The sequence below is a fragment of the Mesorhizobium sp. WSM4807 genome, assembly GCF_055811615.1.
Window position 1 is genome coordinate 191,111 of sequence record NZ_JBVVQY010000005.1, and the last position, 15,491, is coordinate 206,601.

General features: G+C 60.1%; 16 protein-coding genes. 4 read left to right on the top strand and 12 right to left on the bottom strand.

The window, feature by feature from the left end; genetic code table 11:
• Position 1: 1 nt before the first annotated feature.
• The 4 genes from pstB to AC0L3N_RS08760 all read right to left on the bottom strand — a co-directional run bounded on the left by pstB (position 2) and on the right by AC0L3N_RS08760 (position 4,947).
• Positions 2-817: a phosphate ABC transporter ATP-binding protein PstB gene (gene pstB / locus AC0L3N_RS08745; protein WP_077373276.1), complete on the bottom strand. Its 816-nt coding sequence runs from the start codon at positions 815-817 to the stop codon at positions 2-4.
• A 12-nt stretch (positions 818-829) separates the two neighbouring features.
• Positions 830-2,443, bottom strand: coding sequence for a phosphate ABC transporter permease PstA (gene pstA, locus AC0L3N_RS08750; RefSeq protein ID WP_473547082.1), 1,614 nt, complete (start codon positions 2,441-2,443; stop codon positions 830-832).
• Positions 2,436-3,824 carry a phosphate ABC transporter permease subunit PstC gene (gene pstC / locus AC0L3N_RS08755; RefSeq protein ID WP_473547084.1) on the bottom strand — a complete coding sequence of 463 codons (1,389 nt, stop codon included), beginning with the start codon at positions 3,822-3,824 and terminating at the stop codon, positions 2,436-2,438. Before pstC ends, pstA begins: the two co-directional genes overlap by 8 nt.
• 118 nt (positions 3,825-3,942) lie before the next feature.
• Positions 3,943-4,947: a PstS family phosphate ABC transporter substrate-binding protein gene (locus AC0L3N_RS08760; protein ID WP_123150221.1), complete on the bottom strand. Its 1,005-nt coding sequence runs from the start codon at positions 4,945-4,947 to the stop codon at positions 3,943-3,945.
• A gap of 816 nt (positions 4,948-5,763) precedes the next feature.
• On the opposite strand from AC0L3N_RS08760, the gene AC0L3N_RS08765 reads away from it, so the two are divergent.
• Together AC0L3N_RS08765 and AC0L3N_RS08770 are read left to right on the top strand one after the other, a co-directional pair.
• Positions 5,764-6,126: a hypothetical protein gene (locus AC0L3N_RS08765; protein WP_473547086.1), complete on the top strand. Its 363-nt coding sequence runs from the start codon at positions 5,764-5,766 to the stop codon at positions 6,124-6,126.
• Positions 6,127-6,502: 376 nt separating this feature from the next.
• Positions 6,503-6,718: a hypothetical protein gene (locus AC0L3N_RS08770; protein WP_473547281.1), complete on the top strand. Its 216-nt coding sequence runs from the start codon at positions 6,503-6,505 to the stop codon at positions 6,716-6,718.
• A 114-nt stretch (positions 6,719-6,832) separates the two neighbouring features.
• Here the strand turns inward: AC0L3N_RS08770 and AC0L3N_RS08775 are convergent, their stop codons facing one another.
• Entirely contained in the window at positions 6,833-6,979 is a 147-nt protein-coding gene (locus AC0L3N_RS08775; RefSeq protein WP_473547088.1) for a hypothetical protein, read from the bottom strand.
• Between the two features lie 673 nt (positions 6,980-7,652).
• Between AC0L3N_RS08775 and AC0L3N_RS08780 the strand changes: the two genes are divergently transcribed.
• Positions 7,653-8,537, top strand: coding sequence for a GNAT family N-acetyltransferase (locus AC0L3N_RS08780; protein ID WP_473547090.1), 885 nt, complete (start codon positions 7,653-7,655; stop codon positions 8,535-8,537).
• Between the two features lie 461 nt (positions 8,538-8,998).
• Here the strand turns inward: AC0L3N_RS08780 and AC0L3N_RS08785 are convergent, their stop codons facing one another.
• From AC0L3N_RS08785 to AC0L3N_RS08800, 4 genes are all read right to left on the bottom strand, one after another.
• Positions 8,999-9,889 (bottom strand): glutathione S-transferase family protein, encoded by an 891-nt coding sequence (locus AC0L3N_RS08785; RefSeq protein ID WP_473547092.1) that lies wholly within the window; start codon positions 9,887-9,889, stop codon positions 8,999-9,001.
• A gap of 26 nt (positions 9,890-9,915) precedes the next feature.
• Positions 9,916-10,497 (bottom strand): VOC family protein, encoded by a 582-nt coding sequence (locus AC0L3N_RS08790; RefSeq protein ID WP_473547094.1) that lies wholly within the window; start codon positions 10,495-10,497, stop codon positions 9,916-9,918.
• A 752-nt stretch (positions 10,498-11,249) separates the two neighbouring features.
• A complete protein-coding gene (locus AC0L3N_RS08795; protein WP_473547096.1) occupies positions 11,250-11,777 on the bottom strand; it encodes a hypothetical protein in 528 nt (175 codons plus the stop codon).
• 626 nt (positions 11,778-12,403) lie between these two features.
• Positions 12,404-12,826, bottom strand: a complete 423-nt coding sequence (locus AC0L3N_RS08800; protein ID WP_473547098.1) for a YidB family protein — start codon at positions 12,824-12,826, stop codon at positions 12,404-12,406.
• Positions 12,827-13,104: 278 nt separating this feature from the next.
• On the opposite strand from AC0L3N_RS08800, the gene AC0L3N_RS08805 reads away from it, so the two are divergent.
• Positions 13,105-13,314, top strand: coding sequence for a KTSC domain-containing protein (locus AC0L3N_RS08805; protein WP_473547283.1), 210 nt, complete (start codon positions 13,105-13,107; stop codon positions 13,312-13,314).
• A gap of 51 nt (positions 13,315-13,365) precedes the next feature.
• On the opposite strand, the gene AC0L3N_RS08810 is transcribed toward AC0L3N_RS08805, so the two are convergent.
• Genes AC0L3N_RS08810 through AC0L3N_RS08820 form a run of 3 tightly spaced genes read right to left on the bottom strand, consistent with a single transcriptional unit; the run spans position 13,366 to position 15,301 of the window.
• The gene (locus AC0L3N_RS08810; RefSeq protein ID WP_473547100.1) at positions 13,366-14,244 is read right to left on the bottom strand and encodes a hypothetical protein; all 879 of its coding nucleotides are present in this window, start codon (positions 14,242-14,244) and stop codon (positions 13,366-13,368) included.
• Entirely contained in the window at positions 14,241-14,636 is a 396-nt protein-coding gene (locus AC0L3N_RS08815) for a phage holin family protein (protein ID WP_095486764.1), read from the bottom strand. Before AC0L3N_RS08815 ends, AC0L3N_RS08810 begins: the two co-directional genes overlap by 4 nt.
• Positions 14,633-15,301, bottom strand: a complete 669-nt coding sequence (locus AC0L3N_RS08820; RefSeq protein WP_473547102.1) for a hypothetical protein — start codon at positions 15,299-15,301, stop codon at positions 14,633-14,635. Before AC0L3N_RS08820 ends, AC0L3N_RS08815 begins: the two co-directional genes overlap by 4 nt.
• Between the last annotated feature and the right edge of the window lie 190 nt (positions 15,302-15,491).

The following is a 15,491-nucleotide window of genomic DNA, read 5'->3' on the forward strand; positions in this document are numbered from 1 at the left end:
CTCAGCCGAACCGGCCGGTGATGTAGTCCTGGGTGCGCTTGTCGTCGGGGTTGGTGAACATCTTGTCGGTCGCGCCCTCCTCGACCAGATAGCCGAGATGGAACATCGCCGTGCGTTGCGACACGCGCGCTGCCTGCTGCATCGAATGGGTGACGATGACGATCGTGTAGTTCTGGCGCAGTTCGTCAATCAGTTCCTCGACGCGGGCGGTGGCGATCGGATCGAGCGCCGAACAGGGCTCGTCCATCAGGATCACTTCCGGCGATACGGCGATGGCGCGCGCGATGCACAGGCGCTGCTGCTGTCCGCCGGAGAGACCGGTGCCCGACTCGAGCAGGCGATCCTTGACCTCGTTGAACAGGCCGGCCTTCTTCAGGCTCGATTCAACGATGCCGTCCAACTCGGCCTTGCTCCTGGCCAGGCCGTGAATGCGCGGACCGTAGGCGACGTTTTCATAGATCGACTTCGGAAACGGGTTCGGCTTCTGGAACACCATGCCGACGCGAGCTCGCAGCTCGACGACATCGATTTTCGGGTCGTAGACATCCTCACCGTCGAGCGTGATCTTGCCGCTCACCCGCGCGATATCGATGGTGTCGTTCATTCGGTTCAGGCACCGCAAGAATGTCGACTTGCCACAGCCCGATGGGCCGATCAACGCCGTCACCTGGTTCTCGCGGACATCGATATCCACGTCGAACAGAGCTCGCTTCTCGCCGTAATGAACAGAGACCTTTTCGCCCTTCATCTTGATCGAAGGGGCATTGGTTCCGCTGCTCAGTTTCTGCTCAACGCCGGCTTCCGTCATGATGTTCATATCCTCTACTCCTTACCAGCGCCGCTCGAAGCGCCTGCGCAGTATCACCGCGATGGCGTTCATGATGACCAAAAACAGCAGCAAAATCAAAATCGCCGCCGAAGTCTTCTGCTGGAATCCAGCTTCCGGGAAATCCGCCCACATGAATATCTGCACCGGCAGGATCGTCGCGGGATCGGTGAAGCCGCCGGGAATGTCGACAATGAAGGCGACCATGCCGATCATCAGCAACGGCGCGGTTTCGCCCAGCGCATGCGCCATTCCGAGGATGGTGCCGGTCATGATACCCGGCATCGCCAGCGGCAGGACGTGATGGAATACGGTCTGGACCTTGGACGCTCCGATGCCGAGCGCCGCCTCGCGGATCGACGGCGGCACGGCGCGCAACGAAGCGCGCGAGGCGATAATGATGATCGGCAGGGTCATCAGCGCCAGCACCATGCCGCCGACCACCGGGGCTGAGCGCGGCATGCCGAAGAAATTCAGGAATACGGCAAGTCCAAGCAGGCCGAAGACGATCGAAGGCACCGCCGCCAGATTGTTGATATTCACTTCGATGATCGTCGTCAGCCGGTTCTTGGGGGCAAATTCCTCAAGATAGATCGCCGCCGAAACGCCGATCGGGAAGGCGATGGCGAGCGTGACGATCATGGTCAGGAACGATCCGACGACCGCGCCCCAGACACCGGCCAGTTCCGGCTCGCGGCTTGCGCCGGTGAAGAAGAAGATCGAGTTGAACCGGCTTTCGATCAGGCCGGCGCTCTTCAGCGTGTCGAGCCAGACGATCATCTTGTCGGAAATCTTTCGCGATGCTTCTGGCGTGTCGATGACGCGCAGGAATGCCTGGCCGCTCGCTGCGGGCGCCGTGCTGTCCAGCGCCTCGATCACCGTGCCTTTTGCGACCGCCGTCCCGTTGGCCCCAGGCGACAGCGCGGTCAGCTTGACCGTACCGCCATTGAACGCGACCAGCAGCGACGATGCGCCGCTCGTCAGCGTGAGCATACCGTTTTCGCCCTCGGTCGCACCATTGCCACGCGCCAGCGTCAGCATGGCGTCGTCGCCGAACGTCAGATCGATGTCGCCGCTGGTTTCCGAAGGCGTGACGCTTGTCGAAATCGCTTCGTCCGAACCGACGTCGGCAAGCAACCCCTTGAGATAAAGGTCGGCAAAATCGTCAAGTGGAACCGCATAGTCCACTGTTCCTCCGAGCATCCCCGGATCAGCCGCAATATCTTTGCGCAGGAAGACGCCTGTGCCGGTGGAAATCAGTCCGCGCAGCAGGCGCTTGTCCTGACGGCTCGTCACATCAGGAAATTTTGCCGTAAGCGCTTCCTGAGCGATGGCGTCGTAGTTGGCGGCGTCGAGTTTCGCCGGGTCGACCTTGGCCGCCGAAAGATCGATCGGCAGCGTCAGATAGTTCTGCCGCAGCGCCGGGATCGCCTGCGTGACGATCGTCGACAGGAGCAGCACAAGGAATAAGCCGGCCAACGCGACGGCTGCGGCGCCAAGCCATTTGAACCACGTTTCAGTGCGGTAACGACCCTTCAGCCGCGCCTTCGCGGCATTGTCGGTATGAACGCTGACCGGCCGCCGGCCGGCGCCGAATGACGCGATCGCATCAGTCATATTGCTCTCGGTATTTCTGGACGACGCGCAATGCGACGATGTTGAGGGTAAGCGTGATGCAGAACAGCACCAGGCCGAGTGCGAAGGCTGCAAGCGTCTTGGCGCTGTCGAATTCCTGATCGCCTACAAGCAGCGTCACAATCTGCACCGTCACGGTGGTGACCGCTTCGAGCGGGTTGGCCGTGAGGTTTGCCGCCAGGCCCGCCGCCATGACCACGATCATTGTTTCACCAATTGCGCGGCTGACGGCGAGCAGCATCGCCGAAACGATGCCCGGAAGGGCAGCGGGAAGGACCACCTTGCGGATGGTTTCCGACTTGGTCGCGCCGAGGCCGGCGGAACCGTCTCGCAGGGATTGCGGAACGGCATTGATCACATCATCGGAAAGCGAGGAAACGAAGGGAATGATCATGATACCCATGACCACGCCTGCGGCGAGCGCGGATTCGGACGCGACGCTGAGGCCCAGGCTTTCGCCCATACCGCGGAAGTAGGGCGCAACCGTCAGCGCGGCGAAGAAGCCGTAGACGACGGTCGGAATGCCGGCGAGGATTTCCAGTACCGGCTTTGCCACCGCGCGGACGCTTTTGGAGGCGTAATCCGAAAGGTAGATCGCAGCCATCAGCCCGATAGGTGCGGCCACCAGCATAGCGATGAAGGTGATGAGCAACGTGCCGGCAAAGAGCGGCACCGCGCCAAAAATGTCCTGGTTGACCGCCCCGGCTTCCGTCCCCGCACCGGTGAAGGCGCTCTGCGGCGACCAGTGCGTGCCGAACAGGAACTTATAGAACGGCACCTGTTGGAAGAACCGCAGGGATTCGAAGATAAGCGACAGGACGATACCGATCGTCGTCAGGATTGCGACCACCGAACAGGCGATCAAGAATGCGCGAAGAACGCGCTCGACCACGTGGCGCGCCCGGTAGGCTTGGGCGATGCGCGAATAGGCCCAGTAAAATCCGGACGCGGAAAGCACGAGCGCGACGGCCCAGATGATCCAGGTGCTGGTCGTATGGATCGATTTGTAGACGGCAGCGGCTGCCTCTTTCGTCGGGTCGGCGAAGCCGACAAGCCCGCCAAAGGCCATCGCGCGAGCGTCGCGGATGAAAGCTTCGACCTGCGGAACGCCCATTCCCGACAACTCGGAGGCGAAGCGGTCGGCAATGATCGACGATTCAATTCCCGGCGTCACCAGCGACCACAACACGAGCGCAAGCAGCGCGGGACCGGCAGCCAAAAGCGCCAGAAACATGCCATGTTGGCCAGGCAGCGAATGCAATCGCGCGACGTCGCCGTTGACACTGGCAATTGCGCGTGTCCGGCCGATCCAATAGGCCGCAGCGGCCAGACCTAACAGTAGAACAACGAGATAACCGACCATTCAGGACGTCCCCTCGACCGCCGGTCATTCACCGGCTCAAAGCACGGGACCTGGGTCCCGCGCTTTGTGCTTTAGAGCATGAGGGGTCAGAGCGGATACGCGCCCGGACCCCGAAACATCAGGAGCCCATGCCTTTCAGGGCCTTGGCGTTTTCGGCCCACTTGGCGCGCTCGGCGTCCGGCAGCGGAATCAAGCCTTTGTCGGCCAGATAACCATCAGGACCCCATGCACCTTCCGAGGTGTACTCGGCGATGAACTCCTGCATGCCGGGGATGACGCCAACATGCTCCTTCTTGGCATAGACATAGAGCGAGCGGGAAACGCCGTAATCGCCGGATGCGATGTTCTCGAAGGTCGGCTCGACGCCGTCGACCTTGTGGCCCTGCAGCTTGTCGGCGTTCTGGTCAAGGAACGAGAAGCCAAAGATGCCGAAGGCATTGGGGTTGGCTTCCAGCTTCTGGACGATCAGATTGTCGTTTTCGCCTGCCTCGACAAAAGCGCCGTCTTCGCGGATCTCGCCGCAGCCCTTTTCATTAGCCGCCTTCACTTCTTCCTGGCAGGCCGCATCCATGACGAGTTCAACGAACGCATCGCGCGTGCCAGACGTGGGCGGGGGGCCAAGCACCTCGATCTTTGTCGCGGGAAGCGACGCATCGACATCCGACCAGTTCACGTAGGGATTGGCGACGACCTTGCCGTCAACGGCGACGTTCTTGGCGAGCGCCTTGAAAACCTGTTCCTTGGTCAGATCGACGACAGTCCCTGCCTTCGAGTTGGCCAGTACGATGCCGTCGAAGCCGACCTTGATCTCGACCGGCGTCACGCCGTTTGCCTTGCAGGTTTTAAGTTCGCTGTCCTTGATGGCGCGCGAGGCATTGGTGAAGTCGGCGGTATTTTCGCCGACGCCCTGGCAAAACAGCTTCATGCCGCCGCCGGTGCCAGTCGACTCGACGACCGGGGTCTTGATCTTTCCGCTCTGGCCGAGCTTTTCAGCAACAGCCGTCGTGAAGGGGAACACTGTGGACGAACCGACGATTTGAATCTGGTCGCGCGCGGCGGCATAACCAGCCGACGCGGCGAGCGCAAGCGCCGCGGCCGACGCCGTAAGGAGGAATTTCTTCATGTGGCCTGCTCCTGTTCGGAAAATGGTCTCTCGGCGCCATTCCTTCGGCGCCCGCTGAGGCCAATAGCCCCCGATTATTACAGTCACATGACAGTTTGATGTCAGCCCGGTAACGCCGCACTGCCGTGTCAAAAAGGAGGCGCCGCGGGTCTCGCCGGCACGGCCGTGGTTTGCCGCTGGAATCAGCAGCTTGCACGATTTCCGGCCGGCATTTGCCCTCGACAGGCGAGACAATTGGCGCCGAAAAAGAAAATCCGGGCGGGAGCGCGTTGCATGCGGCCAAGGAGGTCATGGCCGCGCCATCGCCGAAACAGGTCCGTTGGGGTAAATCTGACCCTGCTTCTTGCCGGCGGTCGCTGCTCCCGCCCGTAACTGGAGGGCGGAACTCGAATGCGCTTATTGTCCCAACCGGACGCGCGCTTTGGTATGGTGCGATCGCACCATAGTCTTGCCGCAACGTGTCGCCGAATCGCGGCTGAACTCTACAGCCTGACGCGGATGTCTATCCCGCGTTGCGCCGGATTTCTCCATCCGCGCCGAGCCAGCGCTCGACCTTTCGAACAAGGCCCTGGGGCTGATGGGCTTGGGCAGGTAATCGTCCATGCCCACCTCCGGGCATCGTTCGCGATCGCCTTGCAAGCGCGCCGCGCGTCCTTTTGGATTCACTAGGGACGCTGCGGCACTTTGATTTTGCGCATAATCTCCAGCGAAATCGATTCCGATTCTCCGGGTCATGCGCTAGCCTTGCCCGCGGTGTATTCCGACGGTTGTCGGTAGAGCCGAAGCCGCGTTATAAATCCCGCAAGGGTGTTGCCGATGTTGGGACGGATCCTGCCTTTTATCCTGTGCCCGATGCTGCTGTTCGGGAGCGGCTGCTCGCGCAGCTACGACGGCACCGTCGTCATTCCAAGGCCGCTCGATGTCCGGCGGTTCTGGGACAGGCCGCCGCAGCAGGCGCAGCCCGAACAGCCGCAGTTGCTGCAGACCGATGTCTTTCCTGTGGCGCCCGAAACGCCGAAAAGGGCGACGGCCCCCGGTATCAAGACTCCGGTGGCGCCGAGAAGGCACACGCGGAGGATCTCCAACGATCCGCCGATGCCGTCATCCGAGCCGGCAAAACCGCTCACCTGCAGGAACGTCAGCCAACCCGGAAAACGGGTCCGCATGGTCTGCGAATAGCCGGCCGGCATTCAAACGGTGGCAGCCAAATATCCGTCCTCAGACGCTGCTGCGCACCCTGACGCAGCGGTTCGGTGAGACGCGCACGCGATCGCCGAAAGCATGAACTGACTGGTGGGTTTCAGGCTGACCAATCGATCCGGCGCCCCGATCAATCCGGTGTCGCCAGTCAGTTGAAACCTTATCCCGCCTTCGACGTTAAACGGCCATTGCAGCGCCGCGCGTCCGTATTGCGGCGCCGCGCGTCTCTTTGGACGCAGAAAGGGCCGCTGTGACGTTGGTTCGGCGCATGGTCCTTGCCGAACCGAAGGGCAGCGGAGCGAAGGTTGATCCCGATTTTTGGGTCATGCGCTGGATGGTCAAAAGGAGACCGCACATGTCGATTCACTTCACTGTCTCGGGCCTGACCAGAAATCTGTTTCACTCGCTGGGACTGGACCATGAGCGCGCGCCGAGACCTCTCGGTCCTGAGCAAAGTCTTTTGCTGGAATGTTATCTGGCCGGCCAGATTCCGGAATCGGCTTGGAGCGACTACGTCTTCGAGACGCCGGAATTGGCACGCCATGTCAATGCGAGACGCGCCCAACACTGACATCTCGTGAACCGGAAACCGTCCGATCGCTTGAGGTGACGCCGCCTAGTTAACGCTTCGCTAGAATTGCCCGCCCAGAAACGAGCGGGCTTTGCCTGGGATGACGCCCGGTCACTATTTGGGCGAGCCGAATTGCAGGGTGAAGACGCTGCCTGCGATCCCTTGGGCGAGCGCCGGCGAAAAGCTAAGCGGCAAGCAGCGTTCCAGGGCGGCGATCGCTGCATCGACAAAGGATTGCCGCGCCTTCGCGTCGTCGGTCACATTGATGGCAGTCGGCCTGGGCGGGCCGATCAGCGTGCCGTTGCGCTTGAAACTTGAAACTCAATGTGACGGTTGAATTCCCGGCATTCGCCGGCGGGGTCCAGCACGCGTGGATCGCAGCCCCGACATCGTCCATGGTGTTCAGCGATGCGCCATTCGATTGACAGCTGGCGCCTGCCAATATCGAGCCGGCAGTCACCGACAGTCCTGCCGTGCGTTTCATTGCAAGTCCTCGTCCCTCCGCCTTGCCGCACAGCAATATGGTACGGACGATGGCGGCGAAGACAATATGTTTGCAAAGGCCAGATGTTTTGCAAAGGCCAGATGTTTTGAAGGCTTGATGCCAAACGACAATCGCGAAGTCAGGCCGCAGCTTCCCGGGAAACGAAACAAAAGGCCGGCACATGGCCGACCTTTCCTTCCACCTCGACCGCGCCAGTACATCCGTGGTCACGAATTGGAGGTGAATTGCCAAGCAGTAGATAGGGATTTGGTTAACGAATCCTTAACTGACGAGGAGCTGCTCGTCGACGCGGCATGGCCAATCTGATCTGCGTTTTGGTGATGAGTGCGGAAAGTCGTCCTTAAATGCGGCACATATTATTAATCGTTGTACACCAATGTGTTAGCATGTGAAGCATATCCAAGTAACGATCGTGTTCTGGGGTTTATTATGGCCGTACTTGGCGCTCTGCCTCCCGGCGTTCGCTGTCGACCAATTCGCGAAGCCGATTGGGAAGGAGTAGTCGACTGCCTGTGCCGGGGCTTTCCGGAGCGTGACCGGAGTTACTGGATACAAGCGCTGACCCGTTTGTCGCAGCGGCCTGCTATCGCCGAATGCCAACAATACGGCTTTGCTTTGGAGGAGACTGGTCGGATCGTCGGCGTCGTGCTGACCCTTTATACCCGTTATCGCAGGCAGGCAGGCGACGAAATCCGCTGCAACCTTTCGAGCTGGTCCGTCGACGAAGAATTCCGTCCCTATGCCATCAAGCTGATTACGACGATTCTCAAGCAAAGAGACGTGACCTACACGAACGTTTCGCCGGCGCCTGCTACATTAAAGCACAATTTGGCGCTCGGCTTTCGCCTCTTTTCCAGCGGACAATTTGCCTTCTTGCCGGCTTTCAGTTCGGTGCAGCGGTCATGTCGCGTGCTCGAAGCTCGTCCCGATCTTGCGGAAATGGCGATGCTGTCCGACAGTGAGAGATACATACTCTCGGAACACGCCGCGCTGGGCTGCCTGTCGTTGATTTGCATTTGCGACGGAGCGGCGTTTCCCTTCGTATTGATGCCGCGCCGGATATTGCGCGGTCTTATCCCATCCTATCAGATCGTCTATTGCCGCTCTCTCGCAGATTTGAGCCGGTGCGCGGGTGCCATCGGGCGTTTTCTCTGGCGAAGCGGCATCCTGCTTTGCGTCGTCGACGCCAAGGGACCGATTGCGGGCCTGTTCGGGTGGTACCGCCCCAACAGAGGACTGAAGTACTTCAAAGGCCCCAGACCACCCTCGCTCGGAGATCTAACGTTCACCGAGCTGGTGATATTCGGTCCCTGAACGAAGGCGCAGCATCAGGCCGCGACGATTTGCGGCCGCAATGCCGAAACCGAACCCCCGCCTCCGGCGAGGGTTCCATTTTTTTGAACCTACAATCGCTACTGAGCAGGGGCGGTCTGAGCTGGCGGCGGGGTTGCGGGTGCCGGCGTCATCGTGTCGGCTGGAGGTGGCGGCAATTGGCCAGCGGTCGTCGCCTGCGTTCCTGCCGATTGAGTTTGGTCACACGCCGCCAGGGCAGCAAGCGCCAGACCGAACGCGGCGAATAAGGGTAGTTTGCGGGTCATATACAGTCCCTTCCATGGACGCCACCCGCGCAGGCCCGATCATCAGGACCGCTGCCTCCAGGTCAACCGTCGCTTCGTCGTCGACGCTTCAAACATTCTTACGTCCCGTAAAAGGCGGCGGGCCTTCGGTCTCGGTTTAGGTCGGCCTGGGCAACCAAGACCGTTAGAGCGAAAGCCTCACGCCCCGGCCTGCGACTTCACATAGGCGATATAGCCGCGCACGTCGGCGGCCGGCTCGGCGTAGGCCTTGCCGAGCTTCTTCTCGATCGCCGCCATGTAGTCTTTTGCCCATTGGGGCAGCGCGTAGTCGATGACGGCCAGGAATTCGAGCGTCGCCGCCAGGCGGATGTCGGCGATCGACGGGTTCTTGCCGCCGATGAACGGCTTGCCGTTCCTGAAGAAGCTGTGAAAGACCTCCAGCGGCTCAGCAATTGCGGCCGCCGCGGCCTTCTGGGCTTCCGACTTCCTGTCGGGGTCGGCGTCGCTGTGACCAACCTCGCCGGCATATTGCGGGAAGTTCAGCGCAGGATAGGTGGCGCGCGCCACATAGGGGTAGAGCGTGCCGATCAGGTAGAACATGGCGCTGTCGATCATTGCCCGCTTGGCCGGCGCCTTGGGATATAATTTCTCCAGCCCATGCTTGTTGGCGAGATACTGCATAATGGCGCAGCTTTCCCACAGCACGCCTCTCGGCAAGCCCTTGTCCTCGATCATCGGGGTCAGATGGGCCGGGTTTCGCGCCATGTATTCAGGCGAGCGCGTGTGGCCCCATACGTCGGTCTCGGAATGATCGAGCCCGGCCGCGCGTGCAAACACCCGAACGCTCATATTGTTGACGCTCGGCTTCAGCATGCTGAGCGTCAGCGCCGGCTTCTTTCCTGATTTCGCCTTGGTCTTCCGCGCGGATTTCGCGGATTCCTTGACTGCAGGCTTTGCGGCGGCTTTCGCTGCCGGCTCGGCGGAAGCTTTCGCCGCCTTGGCTGCAGGCTTTGTCGCGGCCTTGGCAGCTGGTTTCGTAGCGGCCTTGGCGGCCGGCTTCTTCGCACTCTTCGTTGTCATCTTTGCCATTGTGTCCTCCCTTGTTTGGCCTGTCGTCAGTACGGATTTTTCGGCGTGCGGTCCTCCGACAAGGTCGCGCGGGAGCGCTCGACGAGCGCCTGGATCGCGTCGGCAAGATGCACTTCGGCTATTGCATAGTCGCCGCGCGCAACGCGAATCTTGTGCGCCTGCATCAGCACGTCGGCATGGGTGAAGCCCGCCGGCGGCTCGAAACGGTAGGAGGCGAGCTCGATCAGCAGGCCGAGCGGATCCTCGAAATAGATCGAATCCATAAAACCGCGATCCTTGACGCCACTGTGCTTGATGCCGCGCTCGTCGAGCCGGGCGACCGCCTGCAGGAACGTGACGCGCGACACCGCAAACGCGATATGATGGACGCAGCCAGTATCGGTCGGCGTGCGCCGCTTGACCGGCGTGCGGCTCTCGTCGGTGAAGATGGTGATCAGCCGGCCGTCACCCGGATCGAAATAGAGGTGGCTTTCGCTTGCCTTGTCGAGGTTGGGCTGCTCGAAGATAAAAGGCATGCCAAGCACGCCTTCCCAGAAATCGATCGAAGTCTGGCGCCCGGCGCCGACCAGCGTGATGTGATGAACGCCCTGCGATTGAAGTTTCTGCATTGCTCTCCTCCCTTGGACCCTTGGCATCACTGCCCACGGATCTGCGTCCTGCGCACCGCATCGAGCCGTGCCTCAGGGTCCATGACACGATGCTAATTCAATCGACAGCCGTGCGCCAGAAGCGCGAACACAGCAAATTCGCGGCTATGCGACGCCGATGGAAATCGACTGATGGCTTCAGATTGATGAAAGCTAAGGGAGGATTGGTACGCCCCAGGGCTGTAGCACATTCAAGCATTTTCAACAGCTTGCATCTGCCAACCCACAAAACCCGGCGTTGAAAGAAAAACGAATTTCCCCCTCTGCTAACCTGATACGGGCCGCAGAATGAACAAAAGACCTATCTCAAGAGCGCTGCCGCCACTGCCAAGCTGAAGACGTACGTTGAAGCGAAGAAGCCGAAGAAAGTCCGCATGCCCAAGAAGATCGTCGATGAAACCAAGACCAAGGCAGAATTCGCGGGTCCGGCGAAGCCGGCGCTGCCAGCACATGGTTGTCACCAACCGCGAGAGGAAGGCTCGTTTCGATCAGCAGCGCCGACCGCCCGCCCGCGGGGATATGACAGCAAGTGGGATGAAGCTAGCGCCCCCGCTGCGCATGGTGCAGACAGCGCGCCACCGTAGTCCATCGCTCCACGCCGCATCGTGGGAAAGGCCATCTTCTGGGATCGCAGCAAGTAGGTTCCGGCCTGCCAGCCCTGCCACGATGGACCGCTGCAATCAGCGGAGCAGAGGGCAGCCACGATGATCGAGCTAAGACTTCAGACCGACTGCGACGCCAAGAACAGCCAATGCGTTCTTCTTCACGAACTTGACCGTTGCCCTCACACGCTGATGGCGCTTCACGGCTTCCGTGACATCGAGCCTGTACTCCACTGGATCTTGGCGTCCGCTTTTGTATTGAGCAACGACAATGTCGGCAATCTCGCCGATTGTGCAAAGAATTTCCTTGTCGCCCATATTGGCCAGCGACACGTAGAAATAGTCGCCCTCGCCATCGTAGTTCTCAAAGAGGATCACGGGCAATTCATTGGCGGCTATGCCGTTCTGATCAATGACCTGTCGCGCCAACTTGACGCCGTACCCTTCGAGCCAAAGCTCGTTGTCAATGGCATAGCCTCCACCGACATAGGGGATGAGCAGATGCCAAGCCGCGCCGACATGTATGTCAAATCCCTCCCGTGCCTTGAAAATGAGTTCAATCACATCACGGCTGTACGCGCTATCGAGAAACCAAGTAACGAGCGCTCGCTGCTGCTTAAAGTTGTCCAGCTGTTCCAAATTCGAAATCGTATCACAACGTATCTCCTCCTCCACCGAAGCTAAACCTGCCATCCGAAGGATTAAGCCGCACAATACTTCCTAGCGGACTGTTATTGAAGCGCTGGAAGACCACCCTTGCGATGGCTTTGTTGTTTCATGATGCCGGCGGCAGGTAAGAGAGGGTCTGTCGGATCATGTCGTCCAAGTACCCTATGGCCGCGTTCATGCTGGGGCGATAAAGTGTTGGGTGGGCGCACTGGTTTCGCAGCGATAGCTGCCCATCAAGTATCCGTAACTCTCGGTCAAAGCCGCATTAAACCGCGTTCGGCAGTCTGCCCCTGATTTGACCGCATGCGACGACCATCTAATCGAGGCGATCGTTGAAGTCGCTGCTGCCCTGGGCCTGTTCGTGGCTTTCGATAGTCGCGAGTAGCCGGTCATCAAAGCCCTCGCTCGGTGAACGCTTGATCGACCATCGCACCTGCAAGTGCGGCGGGCTCATTTGTTTCCGTGTGGAACACTGGCACCGGGCAGGACGTTCTCGTCCTACAGCAATATTTCTGTGGTCATAGAAATGCTGCGAGATCGGATTGTCCCCTCCGATCAGCCCGCGACCTCTCCCGGAGGCGCGGGCGTTTTTCGCGCTAGGTGCGACTAGCTCCTGGTATCTCGTCGAGGAGAGTTGGACTGTTGCTCACAGGCATCTGGCCGTCGGGAGTAAGCTTGTCCACCGCGTCGGGCAGTTCTATTGTGAGCCGGTCAAGAAGTTCGTCGCGGGACAATCCGGTTTGCTCCGCGAGATCGCTCAACGTTTGCGGGTCGATGGCTTTCTCAACCTGATCGCGCTGAACGGGGCGATTTGATCCTGTACCGACCCAAGAATCAACTTGATCGCCCGCACCCGCATTCCTGAGACGGTCCAGGATATCGCCGAGGCCGCCGGGAGAGCCGGCGCTTTTGGGATCTGTCGAGTTCCTACCGGCGATTAACTCGCCGATCTTGTCCCTGTTCTTGTAGGCAAGAAGGCCAAGCAAGGCTATGGCGACTTTTCCAATGTCAAGGCTCATTTCGCGTCTCCTTCCATGGAGGAGGGACAAGGCATTTGGCTTTGAAAGGTTCCACTGTATTGCTACTGGGCTGGTTTACCGTTCGGTGAGCCGAGCGATTGCGGCTTCGCGGTCGGCTTCTGGCGGGACTTCAGCACGCGCGCCCCGCGCAGACTGATGGACGATCCGTGATGCCAATCGTCTCGATCGATTCGCGCGCTTGAGCTTGCGCCAAATCCTCCCAACGAGGAACTCGACGGGTTCTCCGATCGTTGAATGCCTTTGATCGAGCCGCCGTCATGCCGTCCACCTCGATACGCAAAACGGAATACGATCCGGAGCGCAAAGTCCTTTCGGTGTGGTTCGTGGCCAGCGGTAAATGCTACCAATTTGAGGAAGTGCCGCCGGATACCTTCGCCGCGTTTCAAAGCCGCCTTTGCCAAGGGCCGCTACTTCAACGACCACATCCGCAATCACTTCCGGTATCGTGTGGTTGCGACCGGCGATGATGCCGGATGACGTCCTATGGACCACGCCCGTCATTCAGGCTGGTGGCGACGCTATGAGGTGGTAGAAGACTCGTCCGACGACCCCGGCAAACGATCGCGAATGGCTTCCTCGGTTCGCTTTGCGGTCGATTCCACAACTTTGCCGACCTTGTCTGCTAGCGTGTCGGCATCTCCACCCGAGCCTTGCCGGTCGGCCTCTTCCTTGACCGTTTCGTAGGCCTCGGCGGCAACTTGCTTTGCTTGCTCCAGGCCCGTTTCGAGAACCTCCTCCGCACTGTCGCGAATTTTGTCGCGGTAGGCGCCAAGTTGCTCGTCCTCTGTGGCTGTGTGGGGCAGCATCACCCCGATAGCAGTGCCCAGCGCAAGGCCGACTGCGGCGATAGCCAGCGGTTCGCGCTCGAAGAGGTCCTGTGCCGATTGGCGCGTCCGAGCCGCTATCTCGCTGGCGCTTGAGCCGAGCTGGCCGGCGGTTGTTGTCATCCTCTCCTTGGCACCCGTCACAGCATTTGTTGCAGCTTCGGCCGCGCCGCTTGCAGCTGATGTAACCGAACCGGCGGTATCGGATATCATCGCCCCGATTCCGGACCCTTCGTTGCCCTGGCTGAAATCATCGCCGCGCAGGTCGGAGAAAGCGTCAGGACCCGTTCCTGTCCGATAAGCGGCGGCAGCTGAACTAGACGCTGACGTGCCGTTGCCGAGCATCAGCCAGGCCAGGCCGGCTCCAATCAACGTCAGCGGCAACGGGTTGTCCCTGACTTGCGACTTGAGGTTGCCAAGCATGGCGGATCCTTCGCCGGCGAACATTCCAGTAAATTCGTCGATCAATTGACCCGGTGTCATCTTGCTGCGGATCGAATCGGCGGTGTCTGCTACTTTCGCCCGGGCGATGTCGGCATCGCGTTCAAGCTCGGCTGCGGATTTGTCGCTCATCTGATTTGATCCTTGATCACGCGCGCGTCGCGCTTGAGTTGGTCTTGTGTGCGATCGGGCGTCAGCTCGGAAGGAGCCATGCTTTTCGTGCCAGAGCGCAAGAGAATGATCCCCAGTATCGCGACGACGATCCCCACCAGCAGCGAGGACCATCCCGCTCCCAAGCCGGCACTCGCCAGGGCGATTACGAGTGCTTGCAAAAGCACTATCAAGGCCGCGAGAAGGCATATCGCGCCGCCCAGAACCTCGGCGGCGCCTGCGCCGGCCTTGCTAATTTTTTCCGAAATTTCGGCCCGCAACAGCCTACTTTCGGTTTGAAGCAGGGTTGTGACCTGCTGTGCCAGATCGCTGACGAGGGTTGCGAGGCCGCGACTTTCCTGATTGTTGGTCATGGGTTCTGCTCCAGGCTTGCGCCTGCCCAGTCGTCGCCGGCCAGATCATCGCCGGCCAAGTCATCGTCGCGCTGGCTGGAGCGGGCCGGCGTCGGGTCGGGGGCCTCTGCCGATCGCGTAGCGGACTCATCCGAGTTCGAAACCGTTTCTGAATCCCTGTGTGTTTGCGATCGACTCTGTGTCTCGGCCCGGGCAGATGGCGGCGAGCTCTTGATAAACCGCCCCAGCGCCAAGCCTGCCAATACTGAACCGGCGATCAGCGCCCCTGAGTTTTCGCGGCCGAACGACCGCATCTCGCCAAGAACATCTTCGAATGGTTTGTCCTTCAACGAAGATGAAAGGCGTTCAAGTGCGCCGGCGGCATCAAGGGTGAACTTTGAAGCGGTCCGTTGATCATTATTGGCCAGATGCTCGCTTGCCGCTCGCAACGCTCCGCTAAAGGCCTTTAGGTTGGAGCTGATATCGCGCTGTGTTCCCTCGGCTTTGTTGAATAATTCCTGCTTCGCTTCCGCAGCGTAATCGCCCGCCTTCCTGGTGAGTTCATCGCGAGCGTCATGTAGCGCCTCTGTCGCGGTCTGCGTTTCCTGCTGGAACCGCTCGGACAGTTCGCTTTTCGCTGTTTCGAAATCGGCCGGCTTACGGCCCTGATCGTCTTCGCGCTGCATGGTATCTCCTAATGGAATCCGAGGAAGGAGAGGATCGCAAGCACGACGACGACGAGGCCGATGAGATAGATGACACTGTTCATGGTGGCAATCTCCTCCATTGCCTAACGAACTTCCCGGGGGCAAACAGGTTCCATCACTTCCAGCTAAATTAGCGATAGTGAAACAACCGGCGAGCCTGATGAAGTCT

Bases quoted from the DNA above. Each gene is read 5' to 3' on its own strand.
- AC0L3N_RS08790 (WP_473547094.1), bottom strand. From the start codon at position 10,497: ATGCAGAAACTTCAATCGCAGGGCGTTCATCACATCACGCTGGTCGGC.
- AC0L3N_RS08815 (WP_095486764.1), bottom strand. From the start codon at position 14,636: ATGACCAACAATCAGGAAAGTCGCGGCCTCGCAACCCTCGTCAGCGAT.
- AC0L3N_RS08800 (WP_473547098.1), bottom strand. From the start codon at position 12,826: ATGAGCCTTGACATTGGAAAAGTCGCCATAGCCTTGCTTGGCCTTCTT.
- AC0L3N_RS08760 (WP_123150221.1), bottom strand. From the start codon at position 4,947: ATGAAGAAATTCCTCCTTACGGCGTCGGCCGCGGCGCTTGCGCTCGCC.
- pstB (WP_077373276.1), bottom strand. From the start codon at position 817: ATGAACATCATGACGGAAGCCGGCGTTGAGCAGAAACTGAGCAGCGGA.
- AC0L3N_RS08765 (WP_473547086.1), top strand. From the start codon at position 5,764: ATGTTGGGACGGATCCTGCCTTTTATCCTGTGCCCGATGCTGCTGTTC.
- AC0L3N_RS08785 (WP_473547092.1), bottom strand. From the start codon at position 9,889: ATGGCAAAGATGACAACGAAGAGTGCGAAGAAGCCGGCCGCCAAGGCC.
- AC0L3N_RS08820 (WP_473547102.1), bottom strand. From the start codon at position 15,301: ATGCAGCGCGAAGACGATCAGGGCCGTAAGCCGGCCGATTTCGAAACA.
- AC0L3N_RS08770 (WP_473547281.1), top strand. From the start codon at position 6,503: ATGTCGATTCACTTCACTGTCTCGGGCCTGACCAGAAATCTGTTTCAC.
- pstA (WP_473547082.1), bottom strand. From the start codon at position 2,443: ATGACTGATGCGATCGCGTCATTCGGCGCCGGCCGGCGGCCGGTCAGC.
- pstC (WP_473547084.1), bottom strand. From the start codon at position 3,824: ATGGTCGGTTATCTCGTTGTTCTACTGTTAGGTCTGGCCGCTGCGGCC.
- AC0L3N_RS08805 (WP_473547283.1), top strand. From the start codon at position 13,105: ATGCCGTCCACCTCGATACGCAAAACGGAATACGATCCGGAGCGCAAA.
- AC0L3N_RS08810 (WP_473547100.1), bottom strand. From the start codon at position 14,244: ATGAGCGACAAATCCGCAGCCGAGCTTGAACGCGATGCCGACATCGCC.
- AC0L3N_RS08780 (WP_473547090.1), top strand. From the start codon at position 7,653: ATGGCCGTACTTGGCGCTCTGCCTCCCGGCGTTCGCTGTCGACCAATT.